This window comes from Streptomyces sp. T12 (genome assembly GCF_028736035.1).
Taxonomy (GTDB): Bacteria; Actinomycetota; Actinomycetes; order Streptomycetales; family Streptomycetaceae; genus Streptomyces.
In genome coordinates, this window is record NZ_CP117866.1 from 9,836,294 (window position 1) to 9,858,705 (window position 22,412).

General features: G+C 70.7%; 18 protein-coding genes and 1 pseudogene. 11 read left to right on the forward strand and 8 right to left on the reverse strand.

Translation table 11 applies throughout. From position 1 onward, the window contains the following. Positions 1-6 precede the first annotated feature (6 nt). The 5 genes from PBV52_RS44095 (at position 7) to PBV52_RS44115 (ending at position 5,409) form a co-directional block, all read left to right on the forward strand. Entirely contained in the window at positions 7-852 is an 846-nt protein-coding gene (locus PBV52_RS44095) for a fumarylacetoacetate hydrolase family protein (RefSeq protein ID WP_274246953.1), read from the forward strand. A 43-nt stretch (positions 853-895) separates the two neighbouring features. Next, on the forward strand, positions 896-1,522 hold the full coding sequence (locus tag PBV52_RS44100) for a TetR/AcrR family transcriptional regulator (protein ID WP_274246956.1): 627 nt from the start codon (positions 896-898) through the stop codon (positions 1,520-1,522). 192 nt (positions 1,523-1,714) lie between these two features. After that, positions 1,715-3,160, forward strand: coding sequence for an APC family permease (locus tag PBV52_RS44105; RefSeq protein ID WP_274246959.1), 1,446 nt, complete (start codon positions 1,715-1,717; stop codon positions 3,158-3,160). Positions 3,161-3,217: 57 nt separating this feature from the next. Continuing rightward, a complete protein-coding gene (locus PBV52_RS44110) occupies positions 3,218-4,708 on the forward strand; it encodes an aldehyde dehydrogenase (RefSeq protein ID WP_274246961.1) in 1,491 nt (496 codons plus the stop codon). Next, positions 4,705-5,409 (forward strand): gamma-glutamyl-gamma-aminobutyrate hydrolase family protein, encoded by a 705-nt coding sequence (locus PBV52_RS44115; protein WP_274246962.1) that lies wholly within the window; start codon positions 4,705-4,707, stop codon positions 5,407-5,409. The genes PBV52_RS44110 and PBV52_RS44115 overlap by 4 nt, the downstream gene beginning before the upstream one ends. Before the next feature lie 12 nt (positions 5,410-5,421). On the opposite strand, the gene PBV52_RS44120 is transcribed toward PBV52_RS44115, so the two are convergent. Continuing rightward, complete coding sequence (locus PBV52_RS44120) at positions 5,422-5,994, reverse strand: MarR family winged helix-turn-helix transcriptional regulator (RefSeq protein WP_274246963.1); 573 nt, start codon at positions 5,992-5,994, stop codon at positions 5,422-5,424. A 58-nt stretch (positions 5,995-6,052) separates the two neighbouring features. Here PBV52_RS44120 and PBV52_RS44125 point away from each other — a divergent pair, with 58 nt between their 5' ends. Further along, positions 6,053-7,006 (forward strand): LLM class flavin-dependent oxidoreductase, encoded by a 954-nt coding sequence (locus tag PBV52_RS44125; protein ID WP_274246966.1) that lies wholly within the window; start codon positions 6,053-6,055, stop codon positions 7,004-7,006. 32 nt (positions 7,007-7,038) lie between these two features. Here the strand turns inward: PBV52_RS44125 and PBV52_RS44130 are convergent, their stop codons facing one another. After that, the gene (locus PBV52_RS44130; RefSeq protein ID WP_274246968.1) at positions 7,039-8,040 is read right to left on the reverse strand and encodes a LuxR C-terminal-related transcriptional regulator; all 1,002 of its coding nucleotides are present in this window, start codon (positions 8,038-8,040) and stop codon (positions 7,039-7,041) included. Between the two features lie 243 nt (positions 8,041-8,283). On the opposite strand from PBV52_RS44130, the gene PBV52_RS44135 reads away from it, so the two are divergent. From PBV52_RS44135 to PBV52_RS44150, 4 genes are read left to right on the forward strand one after another with little or no spacing between them, the layout of a single operon-like run. Next, positions 8,284-9,318, forward strand: coding sequence for a sugar ABC transporter substrate-binding protein (locus tag PBV52_RS44135; protein WP_274246970.1), 1,035 nt, complete (start codon positions 8,284-8,286; stop codon positions 9,316-9,318). Positions 9,319-9,326: 8 nt separating this feature from the next. Beyond that, positions 9,327-10,901 (forward strand): sugar ABC transporter ATP-binding protein, encoded by a 1,575-nt coding sequence (locus PBV52_RS44140; protein WP_274246972.1) that lies wholly within the window; start codon positions 9,327-9,329, stop codon positions 10,899-10,901. Beyond that, a complete protein-coding gene (locus PBV52_RS44145) occupies positions 10,898-11,878 on the forward strand; it encodes an ABC transporter permease (protein WP_274246974.1) in 981 nt (326 codons plus the stop codon). The genes PBV52_RS44140 and PBV52_RS44145 overlap by 4 nt, the downstream gene beginning before the upstream one ends. 45 nt (positions 11,879-11,923) lie before the next feature. Further along, the gene (locus PBV52_RS44150; RefSeq protein ID WP_274246977.1) at positions 11,924-13,621 is read left to right on the forward strand and encodes an amidohydrolase; all 1,698 of its coding nucleotides are present in this window, start codon (positions 11,924-11,926) and stop codon (positions 13,619-13,621) included. Between the two features lie 157 nt (positions 13,622-13,778). Here the strand turns inward: PBV52_RS44150 and PBV52_RS44155 are convergent, their stop codons facing one another. The 6 genes from PBV52_RS44155 to PBV52_RS44180 form a co-directional block, all read right to left on the reverse strand. Beyond that, positions 13,779-15,779 carry an RICIN domain-containing protein gene (locus PBV52_RS44155; protein ID WP_274249947.1) on the reverse strand — a complete coding sequence of 667 codons (2,001 nt, stop codon included), beginning with the start codon at positions 15,777-15,779 and terminating at the stop codon, positions 13,779-13,781. A 17-nt stretch (positions 15,780-15,796) separates the two neighbouring features. Then, positions 15,797-17,131 carry a glycoside hydrolase family 43 protein gene (locus PBV52_RS44160; protein WP_274249949.1) on the reverse strand — a complete coding sequence of 445 codons (1,335 nt, stop codon included), beginning with the start codon at positions 17,129-17,131 and terminating at the stop codon, positions 15,797-15,799. Positions 17,132-17,346: 215 nt separating this feature from the next. Next, on the reverse strand, positions 17,347-18,687 hold the full coding sequence (locus tag PBV52_RS44165; protein ID WP_274246979.1) for a jacalin-like lectin: 1,341 nt from the start codon (positions 18,685-18,687) through the stop codon (positions 17,347-17,349). 221 nt (positions 18,688-18,908) lie between these two features. Beyond that, positions 18,909-19,730, reverse strand: coding sequence for an RICIN domain-containing protein (locus PBV52_RS51495; protein ID WP_306801501.1), 822 nt, complete (start codon positions 19,728-19,730; stop codon positions 18,909-18,911). A 951-nt stretch (positions 19,731-20,681) separates the two neighbouring features. Next, positions 20,682-20,855: a hypothetical protein gene (locus PBV52_RS44175; RefSeq protein ID WP_274246981.1), complete on the reverse strand. Its 174-nt coding sequence runs from the start codon at positions 20,853-20,855 to the stop codon at positions 20,682-20,684. Between the two features lie 16 nt (positions 20,856-20,871). Further along, positions 20,872-21,798, reverse strand: coding sequence for a hypothetical protein (locus PBV52_RS44180; RefSeq protein ID WP_274246983.1), 927 nt, complete (start codon positions 21,796-21,798; stop codon positions 20,872-20,874). 71 nt (positions 21,799-21,869) lie between these two features. Between PBV52_RS44180 and PBV52_RS44185 the strand changes: the two are divergent. Next, positions 21,870-22,400 (forward strand): annotated as a pseudogene (locus tag PBV52_RS44185) (hypothetical protein). Positions 22,401-22,412: the final 12 nt, after the last annotated feature.

A 22,412-nucleotide genomic window follows, 5' to 3' on the forward strand; every position in this document is an offset into this window, starting at 1 on the left:
CCCGCCATGCCCGAATACCGCCGCATCCTCCTCGACGGCGCAGCCGTCCAGGTCACCGTCGACGGGGACGAACTCCTCGCCGGAGACGGCCGCCGCGTCAAGACCGACGAGGCGCACCACCTGCCTCCGGTCGTCCCGTCCAAGGTGATCGCCGTCCACCTGAACCACCAGAGCCGGGTCGACGAGTTCCGGATCGACCTGCCCGACACACCCACGTACTTCCACAAGCCGACCTCGTCCCTCAACTCCCACCAGGGCGCCGTTGTCCGTCCCGAGGGCTGCAAATGGCTCAACTACGAGGGCGAGGTCGCCATCGTCATCGGCAGGACCGCGAGGAACATCTCCCCGGCACAGGCGGGGGAGTACATCGCCGGCTACACCGTCGCCAACGACTACGGCCTGCACGACTTCCGTGACACCGACGCCGGCTCCATGCTCCGCGTCAAGGGCTCGGACACGCTCTGCCCGCTGGGTCCGGGACTCGTCACCGACTGGGACTTCCGCGGCAAGTACCTGCGCACCTACGTCAACGGCCAGGTGGTGCAGGACGGTTCGACCGACGAGATGAAGTGGGACATGCACTACCTCGTCGCCGACATCGCCCGCACCATCACCCTCCACCCCGGCGACGTGCTGCTGTCGGGCACCCCCGCCAACTCCCGTCCCGTCCGGCCCGGCGACGTCGTCGAGGTCGAGGTCGAGGGACTGGGCCGCCTGACCAACCACATCGTCACCGGCCCCACCCCGATCCGCACCGATGTCGGCGCCCAGCCCACCGAGTCCGAGGAGGTGCTGTCCACCGCGCTCGGCGGCGACTGGGAGTTCCGCGGCATCCGTGCTCCCCGACGGTAGGCGCCGAGACCCGCGGCGGTACCCGGCGGGTAGGGTCGCGACCATGACCGAGCCCGCCGCGACCTCGCAGGAACCCGGAGCCCACGCACGCAAGCGGCTGGGGTACGGGGAGGGGCGCGAGGCCCTGCTCAAGGCCGCGGTCCGGGTCGTGGGGCGGCGCGGGCTGCGCCACCTGACCTACCGCGCGGTCGCCGAGGAGGCCGGTGTCACCCACGGTCTCGTCGTCCACCACTTCGGCTCCCGCGACGCGCTGATCGAGGAGTCCCTCGCCTACGCCGTGCGCACCAGCCTGAGCAGCAGCCTGCTGGAGCCCGGCACCGGCCGGCCCGAGGACTTCGTCGGCGGGCTGACCGCCATGGTGGAGGACGACGCCGATCTCCAGGCGTACCAGTACGAGCTGCTGCTGGAGGCCCGCCGCAGCCCGGAGCTGCTGCCGCAGGTGCGTGAACTGTACGACGAGTACTTCGGCGCCTCCCGGCGCGAACTGGACCGCATCCTCCCCGAGGGAGCCTCCCCGGCCCTCAACCGGCTGGTGTTCGCCGCGCTGGACGGCCTCGTACTGCACCAGCTGACCGGTGTAGGAGACCGCGCGGACACCGAGGCGGCCCTCGCCGAACTGCGCTCCGTGCTGCGCACGCTGGGCGGGACGCAGCCGGGGAACCGCGACTGAGCCTGCCCGACCCGGCCCCCGTCGCGCCCGCGGCGGGGGTTTTCGCTGCCCGCGGTGCCGTACGTGCGTCGGTTTCCCCGGCGTGAATTCTTCAGCCCAGCCCCTTGCCAGATGGATAGTTCCGGCCCACGATGAGGCAACTCGTTTGGCTCAAAACGAAATCTCTCCCCTTTCCCTCAGCAGGTGATCCGAGTGGACAGTCAGACAGTCGACACCTCTTCGCAGACAGCAGAGGGCACCCGCCCCACTGCGACTCTCAAACGCAACGCCCTGGGTGTCCTCGGCATCCTCTTCTTCGTCCTGTCCGCCCAGGCACCGCTGACCGGCATCGCGGGCGCCGTCCCCATCGCCGTCGCGGTGGGCAACGGCCCCGGAGTCCCGGCCGCCTACGCCGTCGCCGGCGCGGTGATCCTGCTGTTCTCGGTGGGCTTCGTCGCCATGGGACGGCACGTGGTGAACGCGGGCGCCTTCTACACGTACATCGGCAAGGGCCTCGGCCGGACCACCGGCAGCGCCAGCGCGGCCGTGGCCCTGTTCGCCTACTGCACGGTCCAGGCCGCGATGTACGGGCTGTACGGGGCCACCGTCAGCGGTCTGGTCGAGCATTACTCCGGTGTCCACATCGTCTGGTGGATCTGGGCGCTGGCCACCATGGTCGTCGTCCAGGTACTGGGTGCCGCCGGCATCGAGATCGGCGCCAAGGTGCTCGCCGTGTTCGTGCTGGCCGAGTTCAGCATCCTGCTTGTCTTCGCCCTGGTCACCCTGGTGAAGGGCGGTGGGCCCGAGGGCCTCGCCGTCACCGAGACCTTCTCGCCGGGCGCCGTGCTGGACGGCGCGCCAGGCGTGGCCCTGATGTTCGCCGTCGCGTCGATGTTCGGCTTCGAGGCCACCGCCATCTACGGCGAGGAGGCCCGCGAGCCCCACAAGACCGTGCCCCGGGCGACCTACCTGTCAGTGGCCGTGGTCACCGGCTTCTTCGCCTTCGTCTCCTGGATGCTGATCTCCGCGTACGGGCCCTCGAAGGCCACCGCGGCCGCGGGCCAGGCGCTGGAGAGCGGCGACTCCACGCTGTTCGTCTTCGCGCCGATCGCCGATCAGTTCGGGGGCTGGGTCAACGACATCCTGCCGATCCTGCTGGCCACCTCCCTCTTCGCAGGCATCCTCGCCTTCCACAACTCGGCCAACCGCTACCTGTTCTCCCTCAGCCGCGAGGGCCTGCTCCCGGGCCGCCTGCGCACCCTCAACCGACGCCGGTCGCCCCGGACGGCCGGCCTCGTGCAGAGCGCGATCGCGGTCCTGCTGGTCACGCCGTTCGCCCTGGCGGGCAAGGACCCCGTCCTGACCCTGTTCTCCTGGTTCAGCGGCGTCGGCGTCCTGGCCTGCATGCTGCTGTACTTCCTGACCTCGGTCTCCGTGATCGCCTTCTTCCGCCGCGAGCGGCTCGACACCCGGCTGTGGCACACCCTGATCGCCCCCGCCCTCGGTGCCCTCGGCATTGCGGGCGTGATCTGGGTCGTCCTCGCCAACTTCACGACCCTCATCGGCGGCGACACCGCCACGGCCACCTGGCTCGTCCTGGCCGTCCCGGCCGTGCTGCTGCTGGGCGCCGGAACCGCCCGCCTGGCCCGCACCCGCTGACCCGCCCGCACCCGGCCCGGCTTCCACCCGGAGCCGGGCCCCGGAACGAGGAAACCCATGCTGGACGCCACCCACGACGAACTCCTGCGCCGCGCCAGGGCGCTCGGCCTGCCCGCCCACCACCACATCGACGGCACCGACGAGCCCGGCGGCGGCGCCACCTTCCCCGTCGTCTCTCCCCGGGACGGCCAGACCCTCATTCACGTCTCTGACGCGACCGGGGACGAGGTCGACCTCGCGGTCGCGGCCGCCCGCCGTGCCTTCGACTCCGGCCCCTGGCCCGGCCTCGCCCCGGCCGACCGCGGCCGCATCCTGCTGCGGATGGCCGAACTCCTGGAAGAGGAAAGGGAGAAACTCGCCCTCGTCATCACCTTGGAGATGGGCAAACCCATCGCCGACGCGTACGCCGTCGAAGTGCGCGCCGCGGTCAACACCTTCCGCTTCTACGGCCAGCTCGCGGACAAACTCACCGACGAGTCCCCCCACACCGTCACCGACGCCCTCGCCCTGATCACACGTGAACCGGCGGGCGTGGTCGGCGCGGTCGTCCCGTGGAACTTCCCTCTGACGCTCGCGAGCTGGAAGGTGGCCCCCGCCCTGGCGGCCGGCTGCGCCGTCGTCCTCAAGCCGTCGGAGTACTCGCCCCTGTCGGCCCTCCTCCTGGGCCGTATCGGCACCGAGGCCGGTCTCCCGCCGGGCGTCCTGAACGTCGTCACCGGCGACGGCCCCGTCGCCGGCCGTGCGCTCGGCCTGCATCCCGACGTCGACGTGCTGGCGTTCACCGGCTCCACCGCCGTCGGCCGTCACTTCCTGCACTATGCCGCCGACTCCAACCTCAAGCGGGTCTGGCTGGAACTGGGCGGAAAGTCACCCAACATCATCCTCCCCGACGCCCCCGACCTGGACCGGGCCGCGGCCACCGCGGCATGGGGCATCTTCTTCAACCAGGGCGAGATGTGCACCGCCCCCTCCCGGCTCCTGGTCCACTCCTCCATCGCCGAGCGCGTCACGGAAGCCGTCGTGCGCCGCGCCGAGGAACTCCGGGTGGGCGACCCCCTGGACCCGGTGACGGAGATGGGCGCGCTGGTCCGGCAGGCACACCTGGACCGCGTGTGCGACCACATCGCCGAGGGCCGCGCGGCGGGCGCCCGTCTGCGCACCGGCGGCGAACGCACCCTGACGGACACCGGAGGCAGCTATCTGCGGCCGACCGTCTTCGACCGCGTCGATCCCGGCATGCGGCTGGCCCGCGAGGAGATCTTCGGCCCGGTGCTGTCCGTCCTGGCCTTCGACGACCTGGAGGAGGCGGTGCGGCTGGCGAACGCCACCGAGTACGGCCTCGCGGCCGGCCTGTGGACCTCCGACCTGTCCACCGCCCACAAGGTCTCCCGAGCCCTGAAAGCCGGCACTGTCTGGATCAACTGCTATGAGGAGGGCGACCTGACCGTCCCCTTCGGCGGCATGAAGCAGTCCGGCAACGGCCGTGACAAGTCCGCGCACGCCCTGGAGAAGTACACCGAGCTCAAGACCACCTGGATCCAGCTGTGACCCGCCCACTCATCGCCGTCCCGGCCCGCTTCTCCGCGACGACCTCCGCCCTGCGCTTCGCCGCCGAGGTCAACGCGCGCATGCTGATCGAGGCCGTGTGGCGGGCCGGCGGCGAACCGGTGAGCATCCATCCCGCCGACACGGACACGGCCGCCCGCCTCACCCGCTTCGACGGTCTGCTCCTGCCCGGCGGTGGCGACCTCGCCCCGCACCGCTACGGCGTCACCGACGTCCACGACACCGTCTACGACGTCGACGACCTGCAGGACACCTTCGATCTCGACGCCGCCCGTGCCGCCCTGGAGCTGGGCCTGCCCCTGCTGGCCATCTGCCGCGGCCTCCAGGCCGTCAACGTGGCCCTCGGCGGCACCCTGGAACAGGACATGGGAGGACCGGAGTCGGACCACCGGCACCGCGTCCACCCCGTGAGCGTCGAGCGCGGCAGCACACTGCACCTGGCCCTCGGGGCCGAGAAGGCGGACGCCTCCTGCTACCACCACCAGCGCGTCGACCGCCTGGGCACGGGCCTGACCGTCACCGCCACGGCGGCGGACGGCACGGTGGAAGGCGTCGAACTGCCCGGTTCCCGCGGCTGGTTCACGGCCGTCCAGTGGCATCCGGAGGACACGGCCGACGCGGATCCGGTCCAGCAGTCGCTGTTCGACGCGCTGGTGCGGGCAGCCGCCGGCGAGACCGCCTGAGGCCGGCCGGTGTCAGGTCCGGGGCCGACGCCCGCTGCGCCGCGGCGCGGGCTCGGCGCCGTCCAGCAGCGCCTGGCGCCGTTCCTCGCCGTTCTCCTCCACCTGCATCACGACCTGGCGCAGTCCTTCGGCCAGGCTGCGGCACTCGGCGTCGCTGAGCCGCGAAGTGACGAAGGCCTCCTCCTCGTTGAACGCCGGGAACACCCGGCGCATGAGTTCCTCGCCCTCGTCGGTGAGGCTCAGCAGCACCAGCCGCCCGTCGGTCGGATGGCCCGCCCGCCGCAGCAGCCCACGGGACTCCAGCGTGCGGGCCACACCCGTCAGCGTGCCCTTGGAGATCCCCGCCTCCTCCGCCACATGACGGGTCTCCGACTCACCCCACACCCAGACCACCCACAGCACGACGAACGCCGTCCAGGTCAGGTCCGAGCCGCGCAGCACCGAGTTCTCCAGATGCTGCCGGACCGCGGAGGCCGCCCGGTAGATGTTCGCCACGGCGGCCATCTGCTCCCGGCGGATCGGGAATCCTCCGAGCTTCGCGTCCGCGAGCTTCTCGGCTTCGGTGATGGATCGCTGGCCGGGCACGGGCGGCTCCTTCATTTCGTTCGGGATCAAATTGTACGAAGAGAAAGAGCAACCGGACATGACACTCACTCCCCGCAAGCCCCCCCGCATGCTGTTCGTCCTCAGCGAGAACTGGACCCTGACCGGAGGCCGGGCCGACCTGCCCACCGCGGTGCGGTGGGCCCGCGAGGCGGAGGACGCCGGTTTCGACGCCGTCATGGTCAGCGAGCACATCGTTCTCGGGCCCGACGCGGGAGCCGACGGGATCATGGGCAACCCCCGGGAGTACGCCCTGCCGGGAAACCAGGACCCGTACACCCCCTGGCCGAACTCCCTGCTCCTGTTGGCCGCGATCGCCTCGGTCACCGAGCGCATCCGACTGGCCGCCGCGGCCGTCCTGGCCCCGCTGCGGCACCCGCTGGTGCTCGCCCGGGAGCTCGGCACCCTCGACCTGCTCAGTGAGGGCAGGCTGGTGGTGCAGCCCACGGTGAGCTGGAGCCGGGACGAGTACGAGGCCCTCGGCGTGCCGTTCGGCCGGCGGGGGCGGCTGCTCGACGAGCATCTGGAGGTCTGGGCGAAGGCGTGGGGCCCCTCGCCCATGTCCCACGACGGCCCGGACTACCCCTTCCAGGACGTCTACTTCGAGCCCAAGGCGTACCGGCCCGACGGCCCCCGGCTGTGGTTCGGCGGACAGCGCCTGCACGGCCCGGTGCTGCGGCGGCTCGTGGAGTACGGGCACGGCTTCCACCCGCTCGGCCGACCCACGCCCGAGGACCTCCAGGTCCTCAAGGACGCGCTGGCCGGGGCCGGCCGTGACATCGCCGACCTGGAGATGATCGGCGGCACCCAGGCCGTGTTTCCCGACGACCGCTCACCGGCCGACCTCGCAGCGGCCCTCGCCTCGATTCCCGAGCAACTGGAGAGCGGCTTCACGACCTTCTGCATCAAGCCGAACCAGTTCATCGACGACCCGGACGGCGTCGGAGCGTTCTGCCGTGAGGTCATGCGCCGTGTGGAGGCACTGACCTCCTGAGCCCGCGAGGGCGACACCCGGCCCCGGACGGCTCACCGTTCCACGAAGCGGATCACCTGCTCCGGGGCCGGGCGCAGCAGCCCGTCGCGGACCGCGAGGGCCGTGGCTTCCGCCCGGCAGACGGCACCGGTCTTGCGCAGCAGGTGCTCCATGTGGGTGTGCACGGTCCGCGGCGACAGGTACAGCGCCTGGGCGATGGCCTGGTTGGTCTGTCCCGTGGCCGCCCGGGTGAGGACGTCCAGCTCCCTCGGGCTCAGTCCGTGCGGGAGGTCGATGGGCGTCTCGACCACCAGCACGGCCCGTGCGACCGGCCCCGACCGGTGCCGGTGCAGGACGACCCGATGCCAGGTCCCCTCGGCCGGCCACAGCAGGCGCAGCCGCCGTCCGCCCGTCTCGGTGAAGGCCCGCAGCAGTTCGAGGAACAGCGGGTCCTGCAAGGCCCGTACCCTCTCTCGTCCCGGTACGTCGATCACGGTGCCGTCCGCCACCAGGCTCGCCGCGCTCTCCCGCGCGAGGTCCTCCGGACCGTCGGCCCGCGGCACCGGGTCGGCCAAGGCCGCCAGAGCCGGTAGGACGGAGGCGAGCAGTTGCCGGGCGTCGGTGTCGTACGCGTTCGCGTCCGAGGCGGACAGATGCACCAGGCCCACGAGCCGCCCGTACTGGCGCAGCGCCCCGGTCACTCCGTCGCGGAAGCCCGCGGGCCGTACCCGCTCGGCGTAGAACCAACCGTCCCGGAAGCGGGTGCCGGTGTCCTCGGAGATCGACGGTGGCAGTGCCTGCCGTACGACGTTCTCGTACCACGGGGTCTCGACGAACTCGGCGGCCAGGGCCTGCGAGTCCTCGGCGGTGTAACCGATGCCCGCGACCTGGACGTGGGTGCCGGTGAGCGGATCGAGGGCCAGCAGGGTCGCCGCGTCGAGGGGGAGGGCGCGGGCGAGCTGGCGCAGTGCCTCGGCGCCGGCGGACGCGCTGTCCCGTTCGCCGGTGAGCATGCCGATCCGGGTGGCGGCCGCGATCTGGGGGTGGGTGAGCATACGAGCCTCCGGGGCCCGGGACCTCGACAAGGTCGTTTGGACCCCAACGATATGGCGGCAGATTCCCTGCGGCAAGGCCTTCACGGCTCCGTAACCGAATCGTCCCCGCCCGGTGAAGCCGCCGTACCCGATCGGTATTTCTACGGATGGTGGCGCGGCGGCGCCAGGTCTTTCCTGTTCGGCACACCACTCGGCACCACCGGGTGCCCGCCGCTCACGGTCACACCCCTCGGAGGGCCTGCCATGACCACTCCCGCATCCAGCCCGCGCCCGACGGCCACCCGCAGACGGTTCCTCACCCTGTCCGCCGGCGCCCTCGCCACCACGGCCCTGACCGCCACCGGCTGCTCGGCCCCCGACAAGGCCTCCGCCTCGGCCAAGACCTCCGCCGCGGCCGGCCAGGCCCTGACGAAGATCGGCCTGGACTATCCCTTCACCCAACTCCCGCTCTATTCGACCCTGGTCAAGCTGTCGACGGCAGCCGCCCGGAAGCACGGCATCTCCCTGCTCACCACGAGCGACAACGCCGGCGCCGACACCCAGGCCACCAACCTCGGGACCTGGGTCACGCAGAAGGTCCCCGCGATCGTGTCCTTCCCGATGGTCTTCGAGGCCGCCGAGCCGATCGCCCGACGGGCCCTGGACGCGGGTCTGATCTGGGTGACCTACGGAGGCTCCCTCGACAACCAGAGCGCCGACATCAAGTTCAGCTTCCGCGAGGGCGGAACCCTGCTGGGCGAGGCGGCGGCGAAGTGGGCCGCGGAGCGGCTCGGCGGCAAGGGCAAGATCGCCTTCCTCACCGACAGCACCATCGAACTGGGCCGCGAACGCACCAAGGGCATGATCGACGCGTTCACCAAGGCCGCGCCCGGCGTCGACGTCGTGGCACAGGAGCAGGCCATCGACCCCGACACCGGCCTGTCGAAGACCAAGGCCGTCCTCGCCAAGCACCCCGACCTCAACCTCGTTCTCGGCATCACCGACGCCGCCGCGTACGGCGCCTTCAAAGCCCTCCAGCAGGCGGGCCGCGCCGCCGACGACGCGAAGACCTTCGTCGGCGGACAGGACGGTTCGGCCCCCTCCCTGCTCGCCGTCAAGCAGGGCACCTTCTACCGGGCCTCGGCCGCGCTCGCGCCGAAGGACATCGCGGCGGCCATCGTCGACGTCCCCCGGGCGGTCGCCGCCGGGAAGGCCGATCCCAGTGCCGAGGTGCCCATCACGCTGGTCCGGAGCGGCGACACGGCCGAGATCGACAAGCTGCTCGCGCAGAACGCATAGGGACCGTCATGACGACCCCCAACCTCCGCATCCGCCGACTGACCAAGTCCTTCGGCGGAGTCAAGGCCCTGGCCGACGTGGACCTCACCGTCCCCGCGGGCCAGGTGCACGCCCTGCTCGGCCACAACGGCGCCGGCAAGTCCACCCTCATCAAGTGTCTGGGCGGAGCCTTCCCGCCCGACTCCGGCACGATCGAGATCGGCGGAACGGCACACACCCGGCTGACCCCGCGCGAGTCGATCGCCGCGGGCGCGGCGATCATCTACCAGACGCTGAGCGTGGTCGACGCGCTCACGGTCGCCGAGAACATCTTCCTCGGCCAGGAGTGGACGCGCTACGGCCGTGTCGACACACGCACCCAGGAGGAGGCGGCCGGCGCCCTGCTCAAGCGGGTGGCCGCCACCTGCTCCCCGCGTGATCGCGTGGTCGACCTGCCGATGGGGCAGCGCCAGCTGGTGGAGATCGCCAAGGCGCTCAGCCGCAGCGCGTCCGTGCTGGTCCTGGACGAGCCCACCGCGGCGCTGTCCGGCCCCGAGAGCGACGCCCTGGCCGAACGGGTCGAGGACCTGCGCGCCGAGGGGCTGGCCATCGTCTACGTCACCCATCTTCTGTCCGAGGTGGAGCGGCTCGCGGACGCGGTGACCGTGCTGCGCGACGGCCGCGTCACCCACCACTCGCCCGTGTCCGGGCTCTCGCGCGGCGAACTCGTCGCGGCCATCGCGGGCCGCCCCCACGACAAGCCCGCGCGACCCGCGTCCGATCCCGCGCGCCCCGCCGCCCCGGCCCGCCTGGTCGTCGACGGCCTGCACGGACCCGGCTTCGGTCCCGTCAGCCTCACCGTGGGCGAGGGGGAGCGCGTCGGGCTGTTCGGGCTCATCGGCTCCGGGCGTACCCGCCTGCTGGAGACCCTCTTCGGCAGGCGCAGGGCGGGCGGCGGCACGATCCGTGTCGGGGAACGCACCGTGGCCCCGGCCCGGCCCGCACAGGCCCTCGCGGCCGGGATCGCCCTGGTGCCCGCGGACCGGCGGGCCCAGGCCCTCTTCCCGCCACTGACCGCTCAGGACAATGTGCTGTTGCCCTCGATCCGGCCCCTCGCCCGCTCGGGCGTGCGGGCGCTGCGCGACGAACGGCGCGTCTTCGGTTCCCTGGCCGCGGCTGTCGGACTGCGGCCCCCGCGTCCGGGGCTGCCGGCCGGCGCGTTCTCCGGTGGCAATCAGCAGAAGCTGGTCCTCGGCCGCTGGATCAACTCCGCCCGGCACGTCGAGGTCCTGCTGCTCGACGAGCCGACCCAGGGCGTCGACGTCGGCGCCCGGCACGAGATCTACCGGGTGGTGACGGGGCTGGCCGAGGAACGCGGCACGGCCGTGCTGTTCGCCTCCAGCGACCCCGAGGAGGTCGTCGCCCTCGCCGACCGGTGCCTGATCGTCGCCGGCGGACGCGTCGTCGGAGAGCTGACCGGAGCCGCCCTCACCGAGCAGGCCCTGTTGTCAGCCGTCCACGCCCCGGACCGGAGGGACCGTCCGGCCCGGGGCGCGGGAAGTGCCCCGGGGCCCGCCGTCCCGCCCGCCGAAGGAGCAGCATGACCACCGCCGACACCGTCCTGTCCCGCCCCCGTGACCTGGCCACGGGAGGCCTGACCGCCGTACGACGCCACCCCCTGCTCGTCGTGCTCGCCGCGATGGTGCTGGTCTTCCAGCTCTCCACCGGCAGCTTCCTCGCCCCGGCCAACCTCAGCGGCATCGCCACCGACGCCGCCACCCTGGCCATCGTCGCCGTCCCGCTGGCGCTCCTCGTCATCAGCGGCTACCTCGACCTGTCGGTCGGCTCCACGCTCGCCCTCGGCGGACTTGTCGCGGGCAAGCTGGCGGGCGCGGGACAGCCACCCGTTGTCGCCGTCCTGGGCGCACTGGCCGCGGGCGCCGCGGTCGGCGCCGTGAACGGCGTGCTCTGCTGTCACCTCGGACTGTCGCCGTTCATCGTGACCCTGGGCATGCTGACGGCCGTACGCGGACTCGCGCAGCAGCTCTTCCCGCTCCCGCTGAGCGGCTTCGGACCGGGCTTCGCATGGCTGGGCGGGGCGAGGATCGCCGGGATCGCCGCGCCGGTCGTCATCGCGGCGCTCGTGCTGGCCGTGGGCGCTCTCTTCCTCGCGTTCACCCCGGCCGGCCGGCACGTGTTCGCCATCGGCGTCAACCGGGAGGCGGCCCACCTGTCCGGCATCAACATCCGCCGCATGCCCTTCGCACTGTTCGTGGTCACCGGTGCGGCCGCCGCACTGGCCGGGGCCGTCAAGGCGTCGGTGCTGGACAGCGTGGTCGCCGGCACATCCGGCGCCGGGTTCGAACTGGCGGTGCTGACCGCCGTCCTGATCGGCGGGGTCGCGCTCACCGGCGGTTCGGGCTCGATCCTCGGCGTGCTGCTCGGCGTGCTCTTCCTCGGCGGGCTGCAGAACGGTCTCACCCTGCTGAACGTGCCGACGTTCTGGCAGCAGATGACCCAGGGCGTGGCGCTGGTGGCAGGTGCCGCGCTGGCGTACCTCGCACCACGGGCCGGACGCTGAGCATGTGCCCTTCGGCCCCCTCCGTACCCTTCAGAAAGGTCTGTCGTGACCGACACCGCTCCCACCCTCATCCTGACCGGAGGCCAGGTCCTCACCGTCGACCGTGACTTCACCGTCGCGCAGGGCGTGGCCGTCCGAGGCCGGGACATCGTCGCCGTCGGTACGGACGCCGAGATGCGCGCGCTCGCCGGGCCCGCGACCCGGGTCGTCGAACTGGGCGGGCGGACCGTCCTGCCCGGCATCAACGACTCGCACCTGCACGGTGCCGCCTACGGCATGACCAAACCCCCGTTCGCCCTGGACGTCGGCCATCCCGCGGTGGGTTCGATCGCCGGCATCGCCGCGACCGTCGCCGCGGCGGTGCGTGCCGCCCCGCCGGGAGAGTGGATCGTCGGACTCGGCTGGGATCCCGGCTACGTCGCCGAGTGCCTCGCGGACCAGCAGCAATTCCCGCACCGCCGGGACCTGGACGCGGTGGCCCCGGACAACCCTGTCTGCCTCACCGACTTCTCCTCCCACATGGTCTGGGCCAACACCGCGGCCCTGCGCACCTGCGGCATCGACCGGGACACCGCCGCGCCGCCCGGAGGCGTCATCGACCTCGACCCCGACGGCGAGCCCACCGGCATCCTGCGCGAGGCCGCCCAGCGGCTCGTCCAGACGGCCCTGCCGTCCCCGACCACCGCCCAGCGCCGGCAGGCCATCCAGGGCGTGATCCGCGAACTCCACTCCCGGGGCATCACCAGCTACACCGAGCCCGGCCTCGGCCCCGGCGGCGCCGGAACCCTGTTCGGCGGCCTGAGCACCGAGAACTGGACCGCCTACGCCGAACTGGCCGCCGAGGGCCTGCTCGACGCCCGGGTGAGCGTGCTGCTGCTGCCCGCACCGATGGGCGGCTCCGCCGACGACGTACGCAAGGGTCTGGCCGAACTGCGCCGCCCGACGTCCGCCGACCCACGGCTGCTGAACGCCATCGGCGTCAAGATCTTCGCCGACGGGGTGCCCCCGAACCGCACGGCCTGGATGAACGAGCCCTACCCGGACGGCGGCCACGGCGCGCTGTGCGTGCACGGTGAGAGCCCCGCGCTCCAGGTGGAGGAGTTGCGCGAGATGATCCGCCTCGCGCACGAGGCCGGTTTCCAGCTCGGCGTGCACGTCACCGGCGACCGGGCCATCGACACCGTCGTGGACGCCTTCATCGCCGCCGACGAGGCCGCACCCCGCCCCGACGCCCGCCACTACGTCATCCACGGCGACTTCATCGGCCCGGACAGCCTGGCCGCACTCGCCGCAAGCGGCTACGGCGTCAACATGAACCCCGGGATCAAGTGGACCGTCGCCGACCTCATGGACGAGGTCGTGGGCCCGGCCCGCTCGGCCTACCAGTGGCCCGTGCGTTCGGCGATGGAGGTCGGCGTCACCGTCTGCTCCAGCTCCGACGCGCCGATCACCGAGCCCGACTGGCGCCAGGGCGTGGCCTCCATGATGCTGCGCGAATCCAAGGCCAGCGGCCGGCAGAGCGGCCCCGACCAGTGCGTGCCGCTCGCCGACGCCCTGCGCGCCTACACGGCCAACCCGGCCTGGCAGGACTTCGCCGACGACTGGAAAGGCACGATCGAACCCGGCAAGGCCGCCGACCTCTGCGTCCTCGACCGCCCGCTGCTCGGCCTCGACCCGCATGACCTGACCCGAGTGGAGGTGGATCTCACCGTGTTCGACGGGCGGGTGGTGCACGAGCGGTGAGTTCCTGAGACGGATGCCGTGCATCCCGTGGGACGAACCTCCGCCCGAGTCCGGTCATGCGAGCGTCAGCCGGAGCGGTCGCGCTTCGCCCGGCCTCGATGCCGTCGCCGTCGTGAACCGAGCGGCGACGGCGGTTCGACCTCCGTCGCGAAGGAGGTCAGTTCACGGTCCACTGCTGGTTGGTCTGCCCGTTGCAGGTCCACAGGATCAGCTTGGTGCCGTTGGCGGTCGCCGCTTCCTCGGCGTCGAGGCACAGTCCCGACCGGTCGTTGGTGATCGTGCCGTCGGAGTGGACGGTCCACTTCTGGTTGGTGCCGTCGTTGCAGTCCCAGATGATGACCTTGGTGCCGTTGGTGGTGCCGTTGTTGTCGGCGTCCAGGCACTTGTTGCCGTAGACGACGAGCTCGCCGCGTGAGGTGTGGGCGAACGTCTCGTTCCGCCCGCCGGAGCAGTCCCACAGGATGGCCTGGGAGCCGTCGGCGATGGTGCTCTTCTCCAGGCCGGCGCAGCGGTTCGAGGCGGCGCCGACGAGAGCGACGCCGTTGGTGCCGGGGATGCCCTGGACGCGGATGGCGTCGATGTCGGGCGCGGTGCCGCCGGAGACCGCGGCGAAGCGCACGGTGTTGGTGCCCTTGCCCAGGTGCGCCAGTACGGACACCGTGCGATAGGTCGTGGCCGAGCCGGTCGGCGGGAACGCGACCACCGACGTGTACTGGCCGTTGACCTGGACGGTCGCCTCGCGGGCGGTGCCGCCGCCGTTGGCGTAGGTGATGTCCACCAGCTTGGTGCCGGCCGCGCCGGTCGTGACGGCACTGAAGGTGGGTGTGGTGGCCGTGGTCGTGTCCTCGTACGTCGACCCGGACGCCTCGGTGCCGGAGACGGTGAGCAGGACGGCGTCGCCCGCCGGGACGGTGGTGGAGTAACTCGTGGCGTGGGAACCCGCGTTGCCGCCCGTCCACACGTTGCGCACCGACGCGGAGGCGCCGGTCAGACCGAGGTCGGCCCAGCGCACGGTCATGGACGCCGACGAGGACGAGCGGTTGAGCAGCAACACCGCGCGCTTGCCCGTGCCGGCGAGGACCTTGCCGTACACCTGGAGGTTCCTGGTGTCCTCGGCGACCTTGACGCCCTGGAGCCCGCGTGGGTCCTGGTCGATGGCGATGACCTCGGGGTTGGTGAGGATGCCGCGGGTGGTGGTGCTCATCGTGGCGACGTTGTTGCCGGCCAGCAGCGGTGCGCCGGAAGTCGCCCACAGGCCCATGTGGAGCCGGTTCTGGGCGGCGGTCAGGCCGCTCATGCCGACCATCAGCATGTCGGGGTCGTTGTAGTAGCCGGTGTGCTGGGCGGTCGGGTGCAGGCCCCGGTCGAAGTTGGTGAGCATCATGCCGGTGGTCGGGGTCTGGCCCCACAGGATGACATCGGTGCTGGTGCGCCACAGGTCGCCGTACCCGGTGGCCCAGTTCCACGGCAGCCCGCTGCCCCACTCGCAGAAGGACAGCACCAGTCCCCGGCCGGTCACGGTGGTGGCGGCCTCGTTGGCGGCGGCGATCGCCTTGTAGGCCGTCTCCTGGTCGAGGCCCTCCACCCGGCCGCCGCACCAGTCGATCTTGACGTAGTCGAAGCCCCAGCGCTGGAAGGTCTCCAGGTCCTGCTGGTAGTGGCCCTCCATGCCGGTGTTCGGGGCGGCCGGGCGGGTGGTGGGGTAGTAGTAGCCGCAGCCGTTCTTGCCGGCGTCGGTGTAGATACCGGCCTTCAGGCCCTTGCTGTGGATGTAGTCGGCGACGGCCTCCATGCCGCCCGGCCACAGGTCCGTGTCGACGGCGATGGAGCCGTCGGCGTTGCGGTCGCCCTGCCACCAGCCGTCGTCGACGTTGACGTACTGATAGCCGGCCGCCGCCATGCCGGAGGAGACGAGAGCGTCCGTCTGCTCCTTGATGACATCGGAGTCGATGCTGCTGGCGAAGCTGTTCCAGGACGCCCAGCCCATCGGTGGCGGGGTGACCCCGATCTGGCTGGTGCTGACGGCGGCCGGCTCGGCGGACAGCGGCGGCGACGACTCGTGGCCGGTCAGGGCCGTCAGGCCGGCCAGGGTGAGAGCGAGGGCGAGGACGCGCACGGTGACGCGTCTGGCCCAGCCACGTGCGGAGTCGCTCGGCATGCGGGTGCCTTCCATGGTCAGTACCCGACCCGGAAGGTCGCGTCCTGCCGTTCCGTGGTCGTGGAGACGGGGTCGATGCGCAGGACGTAGTTGGAGTGGCGGATGTAGCGGGTCGGGTTGTTGTACGAGCGGAAGGAGGACCAGCTCGCGTCGGCCAGGCCCGCCGTGCGGTAGAAGGTCGCGTCGCCCGCGAACGTCGACGTGCCGTCGTTGACGTCGAGTTGGAGCGCGTAGTTGTAGTGCCGCAGGTAGCGGGTGGGGTAGTTGACCGACTGGAAGGAGACCCCGGAACTGTCGGCGAGCCCGGGGACCAGGGTCCACAGGGAGTCCTTGTACGGCTCGATCGGGTACTCGTCGATGCGGCCCGCGTAGTTGGAGTGGCGGATGTAACGGGCCGGGTAGTTGTAGGACTTGAGCCGGTTCCAGGTGGGCGCGCCCCACTTGGCGAGCAGGTTGGTGTACTCGGCCGTGGTGATCGTCGCGATGCCGCAGTGCTTGGAGTTGACCGGCTGGGTGTAGGTCTTCTGGTCCAGTGCCGTCCAGGTGCCGGCGGCCAGGCTGCTGGACTGCCAGGCGTAGAAGACGCCGTTGGGCGTGTAGGTGTCTCCCCACAGCCACCAGTTACCGGACGTGAGGGACTTGACCACCGTCGGAGCCTCGGTGCCGCCGTGTGCCACACCGGCGCTGTACTCGGTGAAGCTGCCCGGGTCCAGGGAGGTGGACCTGGCGCTCACCAGTGTCTGGTCCTTCTTGAAGTAGAGGTAGTTGTAGCCGTTCACGCCGACCGCCATGTCGCCGTCGATGACGTCGTAGCCGGGGTCGAAGAACACCTGCGGGGCGGAGGCGGTGACGAAGTCGCTGGTGTAGTTGACCATGATCACGTTGTGGCCGCTGGAGTTCACCGAGGAGTAGATCACCGCGTACTGGCCGCGGCCGGCGTCCCAGAACGCCTCGGGCGCCCAGCTGTGGGTGGTCATGTCGTGCAGCTTCAGGCGCCGGTAGCCGGTGAAGGTGCGCAGGTCGGTTGAGTCCCAGACGTGGATGTACTGGCTGTTGTAGCTCCAGTCGGTGCCCTTGAGGTCGGTGGCGAGGACGACGAAGGTGCCGTCCTGTTTGCGCATGAGGAAGGGGTCGCGCAGGCCGAGGGCGCCGGCGGTGGGGGTGACCAGGGGGTTGTTCTGGTTGAGCGGAGTCCAGTTCAGTCCGTCGGGGCTGACGGCGAGGTGCAGGCCGTAGTCGGTGCCGTCGCCGAGGTTGGTCGACTCGGTGAAGTAGACCATCGCGTAGGCCGAGTCGGCGGCGTGGGCAGTGCCCGTGCCGAGGGTCAGGGCGAGCGGGACGGCGGCTGTCATGCCGAGCAGAGCGCGGCGGGACAGGTGGGGGTTTTTGCTCACTTGGGCTCCAGGATGGCGTGCGGGGCACCCGCAAAGGCCGGGATTTCGAACGGGGTTCGGGAAATCGATCAGAACGTAGAGGTTGGCCATGTGTCCGTCAATCGTTCTGTCGTGCCTTTGTGTCTCATGTGTGTCCCGGGGCGGGAGTGGCGTGCCCCGGGGCGGACGGAGGGTCAGCGCTGGGTGTAGATGAATCCGACCTTGTCGACCTCGTCGCCGGCGCGGCCGTGGAACCCGGCGATCTGCCAGCCGCTCGGCGCGGTGCGGGTCACACAGTCGGAGGTCGTGGTGCCGCCGGCGAGCGTGCGGCCGAGGTTGGTCGTGAACTTGGCGTAGAAGATCCGCGTGTGGTCGTCCTTCTGGCCCTGGCAGAGGTACGCCGTCGTCACGTACTCCCCGCTGCCGAGCGTGAGGGAGGACGCGGTGCCGCCGGTCCCGCCGTGGGCGAGCGTGGTGCCGTCGGAGAGGGTGACGTTCAGCTGATCGACCCGGGAGCCGGCGCGCAGGCCGATGGTGGTGGCGCGGGCGGCCGCGGGCACGCTGTCGATGTCGTTGTAGTAGTCGCCGTGCGGGCCGCCGAACTGGTCGCTGAGCTGGAAGGCGGAGTTGCGGGTCCAGCTGAAGCCGGCGGTGAGCGGGTCGTGGTCGGAGAGCATCAGACCGTCGTCGGTGAGGAACTTGGAGTGCTCGTTGTTGTACGACGTCGTGTTCAGGGAGACGAGCTTGCTGCCCCGGTAGAGGATCTTGTCGACGACCTCGCAGGTGTTGGGCACGGTGGTCCCCGTCTGGTCGCAGACCAGTGCGTCGCTGCCCTTGGCGGGTGCGCTGCCGCCGCGGATCAGCTGGACCCAGGCGTCGGTGAGGCCGTTGGCCGTGGCGAACTCGGCGACGGTGTCGCCGGAGCGGGTGTAGCGCGTGTTGGTGTCGCCCATGACGACGACCGCGTTGCCCGCGGAGTGGGTGGCGATGAACGCGGTGAGCTGGCTGAGGTTGTCCCTGCGTGCGGCGAGGTCGTCGTCGTTGGTGCCGGCGTTGGTGTGCAGGTTGTAGAAGTCGACGTAGACACCCTCGGCGAGGCGCTCACGCATGAAGGTGAAGCCCTTGGGTGTCAGGCAGTCGCCCGAGCCGTAGGTGCAGGTGTTCCAGCCCACCCGCTCGAAGTCGTCCTCGTCGTAGGCGATCTTCGACAGGGTGTTGAGTCCGCTGCCGATGCCGGCGCCGCCGCTGGTGGGGGTGCGGTAGGCGTGCGCGGTGTCGGCGGCGTAGAGGTAGGCGTGGTAGTTGAAGTCCTCCTGCACCTGGACGATGTCGTACGGCGCGATCCGCTGGCCGATCGTCGTGGTGGCCGACTCGCGCGGGGTCGGCGCGCTGGATATGGCCTCGGGCAGGCCGGCCACGTTGTAGGTGAGGACGTTGAAGGTGCCGGAGTCGGCGGCCGCCGCGGAGGGGGCGGTCGTGGTGAGCCCGCCGACAACGGCGGCGGCCGTCGTCAGACAGGCGAGGAGTCTGCGCATGAGGGTGTGGCTCCTGTGGAGAGAAAGCGGTTGTGGTGGGGACGGGGCTGAAGTTACCGCCGGTTACCCGGGGTCTGTCGAGAGTTCGGGCGTACTTTCACAGGAGTCGCCGGCCGTACATGGACGGTTCGGATCCCCGCCGGGGTGATTCACCGCAGGGATCCGCTTGCTGCCGTCGCTCCACTGCCTCGACTGCCTCGTCACAGTTGCTAACGGTGCGGCTACGTACGGGACTTGGGAGCAGCCTCCGTTTGCGCGGTTTCGAGCGCCCAGCGTTGGCTGCTGGATGCGTCGTGGTCGGCGACGACCACCTCGGTGGGCTTGTCGTCCGGGTTCGCCGCCAGAGCCAGGCCCTGGTGCGGGCGCAGCAGAAGCTCCCCGTGGCCCGTGAGGATGTACGTCACCTCGCCGGTGTGCGCGTCACACAGCGAGAGTCGGACGTTCCGGGGCCGAGGGTCGGCGGCCAGGCAGAGGGAGGGGTCGGCGCCGCTGCGCAGCAGACCGTCGAACTCGTAGGACCACCGCTCGGATTCGGCCGACGAACACGCTGTCAGCCGGACAGCCGCGCCGGCCGTGGCCTGGCCGTCGACGGCCAGGCACTGTCCGGTGGCCAGGTTGCGCAGCCTGCCCTGGGCGGGTGTCGGAGGTGCCCGGTGAGGTGGAGGACGCGGCGCCGGTCCATCCGGTGGTGCCGGGGCTCGGGGAGCTGTTGGCGGGAGCTCCCCAGATCGGTGTGTTCGGCGCGGGCGTGTCGCTGTCGTCGGACGAGTTCTGGGCCGCCAGCACGGCCGCCAGGAGTGCGAGAGAGGCCAGGGCTGCGGCGGTGAGCGCGCGATGTCTTCGCTCGGTCGTGGTGCGGTGGCGTCCGCCTGTGACCGGAGCTGCCGGCTCGCGCTCCGCTGTGGGCTGCCACGCTTCGGGGGTGCTGCGGCCGGGGCGTGTGGCGAGGTAGCGCCGGCCTCCCCAGCCGAGCACGGCGTCGGCCAGCAGAAGCCCCAACTTGCCTTCGAAGTATTCGAGTTGCTCGGCGGTGGACCGGCAATGCGGGCACTGCGTCAGGTGGTGCTGGACATCTGGGAGCAGTGTGCCGCCCCGGCGAATGGGAACGTCGATAAGGCGGTTGTAGAACCGGCACTCCGGGGAGGGTGCGAATTGCATGTGGGCGCGCACCAGACCGCTCCGGAATTGTTCACGGGCATGGCTCGCTGCCGTTCTCGCGACAACGGTTTCCATACCGAGCAGACCGGCGGGTATGTCTATGGGTTCCGCCTCGACTTCTGTGTGCCACAGAAGGCATTGGGAGGAATCCGACAACGCCACGAAGGCGCGTTCGGCGAGTTTTCGGTGCACTGGTGGCCCCGGTTTGGCCGTGTGCAGACCACGGCCGCCAGTAGGTTTGCGCAGTTCTGGTATGGCTGCGCAGGTCCTGTCGTTTGCGGCCCAGGCGCGCACGGTCTCGCGCACTGTCACGAGCAGCTGCGGGCGCAGGGCGACCGCGGGTGTGCCGCTCGCGAGCCGCTCCAGCAGCCGATGAAAGGTGCTGGCGGCCACGAACTGGGCGGTGGGGGGGGGCAGTCCGGGTCGGGGCGGGTACGGCGGGCGTGGGGGGTGGGAAACCTGCACGGAACCCTTTCCTTTTCATGGCAGGACGGCATGCGAATTGACGTTCCGTCGGAAAGGCTGAGTGATTGGTTCATACCTTGAGGGTTCCTTTTGCCTGGTCAGGGCCGGGACTGTCTCAAGGGAGGCTCACCTTCGCATACGTGATTCGGCAGAAACAAGCGCTATCTCTGACCGATTTTCAAAACCCTACGGGAGATAGAATGTTACCGGCGGTAGTCGTACGTGCATTCGAAGCTTGGGATGTGAAACTTTCAGGGCTGTCGCGGCATTTCTCCGGCAATTCGGGATAAGGCTTGCGTGGCGCCGCTGCGTGCAACTGGCCGTGTCCGACCGCCTCGTGACGGGCGGCCGGACACAGGGTCATGTGTGGCTCAGGATTTCGGATACGCGGCACGCACCCAAGCCAGCTCCTCGGCGGTGACGGGTAGCACCGTTCCGTGCCGGGGCCGTGAGGGGAGCTGGTAGTCGCTCGGCAGCGACCAGTCGGGCTCGGCGAGACTGTCGGTGCGGAAGGGCAGGTAGCCGCGTCCGGCGGCCTCGTCCATGAACACCCACCAGCCGTCACCGGAGTTGTCCTTGAAGACGGTGGGACCCTCGGCCCGGTCGGTACCGGCGCCGGTGCGGACGCAGTCGTCGACCAGCCGCCTGGGACTCGGTGAGCCCGTTGCGCAGGCCGATGTTGCCCGAGGCGTAACGGGTATCGGTGGTGGTGTCGACCAGGGTGCCGTTGACGCTGGTGGTGAAGGTGGGGCCGGTCATGGTGACGGCGAGGTCGAGCCACTCCCCGGTGGCGATGGCGGACGGCAGGCGGACCTCGCTGAGGACGGTGTACGTGACGTTCACGCAGACATGCTTGCGCAGCATGCCGGGACTGCCGGCGCGCAGCTGCCACATGTAGTTGTTGGCGGTGCTCGCGGTGCGGAACCACACCCCAGCGGCCACGGCAGTGATCCTCAGCCGGGCGGCGAAGGTGCCGTCCGTCATGACCGGCCCGGACGGCACCCAGATCGGCTCCGCCTCCCACATGTCCTCGACCGAGGTGGCGAGCAGGGCGGGCTCCGACCAGGCCGATCGCTTCTCGCCCCAGCTGGCGACCCGCCACCAGTAGGCGGTACGGGGCTCAAGGGCCGGCCCTTCGTACGGTACGGCGGTGGAGTCGGCGGACCTGCGCTGGCCCGAGTCCCAGACGAGCCGCTCGTCCTCGAAGTCGCCCGGAGTGGCGGTCAGTTGCAGCTGGTAGGCGTGCTGGAGGGTTCCGGCGCCGAAGTCGGGCACCTGCCAGCTGAACCGGGGGCGCTGCCCGGCACTCGTCGCGAGTGCCTGCGGCAGCAGATCGACCAGCGTCCCGGTCGGCGCGGGCGGCTTGCCGTGGGCTGCGATGCCGCCCGGGCCGTCGGCCGCGAGGGCCCGGGGCCCGCTCAGTACGACCGAGGCGGACGTGGCACCACCGAGTTGGAGAAGTCTTCGACGCGACAGGTCCCAGGACATGGTGCACCCTCGACTCATGAAAGGTTTCAATGGGATTGCCCGGAGGTTAGGTCTGGGGTCAGTGCGCCGCCTTGCTGCCTGAGCGATCGAACTACGCGCCGACCCATCCCCTGGGCTGCCACCACCCACGCATCAGCGACCGGGTCGTCTTCGACAAGATGCTGCAACTCCTGCGATTCGGCTGCTCCTACCAGGTGGTCGCGACGCGACCTGTTCGGCCACCACGATCCGCAACTGTCGCGACGAGTGGATCCAACTCGGCGTCTTCGCCAAGTTCAAGCAGATCGCGCTGGAATCCTACGACCGCACCGTCGGCCTCGTCCTGGACCAGATCGCCATCGACGGCTCCATCGCCAAAGCCCCCGGCGGCGGTGAGGTCGCAGGTCGATCACCGGTCGATCGCGGCAAACAGGGAGCGCGGCCTGCACGGCAGCATCGCGCACAAGCGTGAGACAGCACCGATCCAGGCAAGTCAGAGGTGGCACGTCGAACGCACCCACGCCTTCATCGACCTCGCCGACACCATCATCACCGCCCGTAGCATGATCCGTCAGGCATGGACGACTTACCGCTGGGACGAACGCCCGAACCGCCGCCCATGAGCACGCACCTAC

Coding starts and splice junctions, on each gene's coding strand:
- PBV52_RS44095 (WP_274246953.1), top strand. CDS start 7: ATGCCCGAATACCGCCGCATCCTCCTCGACGGCGCAGCCGTCCAGGTC.
- PBV52_RS44100 (WP_274246956.1), top strand. CDS start 896: ATGACCGAGCCCGCCGCGACCTCGCAGGAACCCGGAGCCCACGCACGC.
- PBV52_RS44110 (WP_274246961.1), top strand. CDS start 3,218: ATGCTGGACGCCACCCACGACGAACTCCTGCGCCGCGCCAGGGCGCTC.
- PBV52_RS44125 (WP_274246966.1), top strand. CDS start 6,053: ATGACACTCACTCCCCGCAAGCCCCCCCGCATGCTGTTCGTCCTCAGC.
- PBV52_RS44130 (WP_274246968.1), bottom strand. CDS start 8,040: ATGCTCACCCACCCCCAGATCGCGGCCGCCACCCGGATCGGCATGCTC.
- PBV52_RS44135 (WP_274246970.1), top strand. CDS start 8,284: ATGACCACTCCCGCATCCAGCCCGCGCCCGACGGCCACCCGCAGACGG.
- PBV52_RS44140 (WP_274246972.1), top strand. CDS start 9,327: ATGACGACCCCCAACCTCCGCATCCGCCGACTGACCAAGTCCTTCGGC.
- PBV52_RS44145 (WP_274246974.1), top strand. CDS start 10,898: ATGACCACCGCCGACACCGTCCTGTCCCGCCCCCGTGACCTGGCCACG.
- PBV52_RS44155 (WP_274249947.1), bottom strand. CDS start 15,779: ATGCCGAGCGACTCCGCACGTGGCTGGGCCAGACGCGTCACCGTGCGC.
- PBV52_RS44160 (WP_274249949.1), bottom strand. CDS start 17,131: ATGACAGCCGCCGTCCCGCTCGCCCTGACCCTCGGCACGGGCACTGCC.
- PBV52_RS44165 (WP_274246979.1), bottom strand. CDS start 18,687: ATGCGCAGACTCCTCGCCTGTCTGACGACGGCCGCCGCCGTTGTCGGC.
- PBV52_RS44175 (WP_274246981.1), bottom strand. CDS start 20,855: ATGGACGAGGCCGCCGGACGCGGCTACCTGCCCTTCCGCACCGACAGT.
- PBV52_RS44180 (WP_274246983.1), bottom strand. CDS start 21,798: ATGTCCTGGGACCTGTCGCGTCGAAGACTTCTCCAACTCGGTGGTGCC.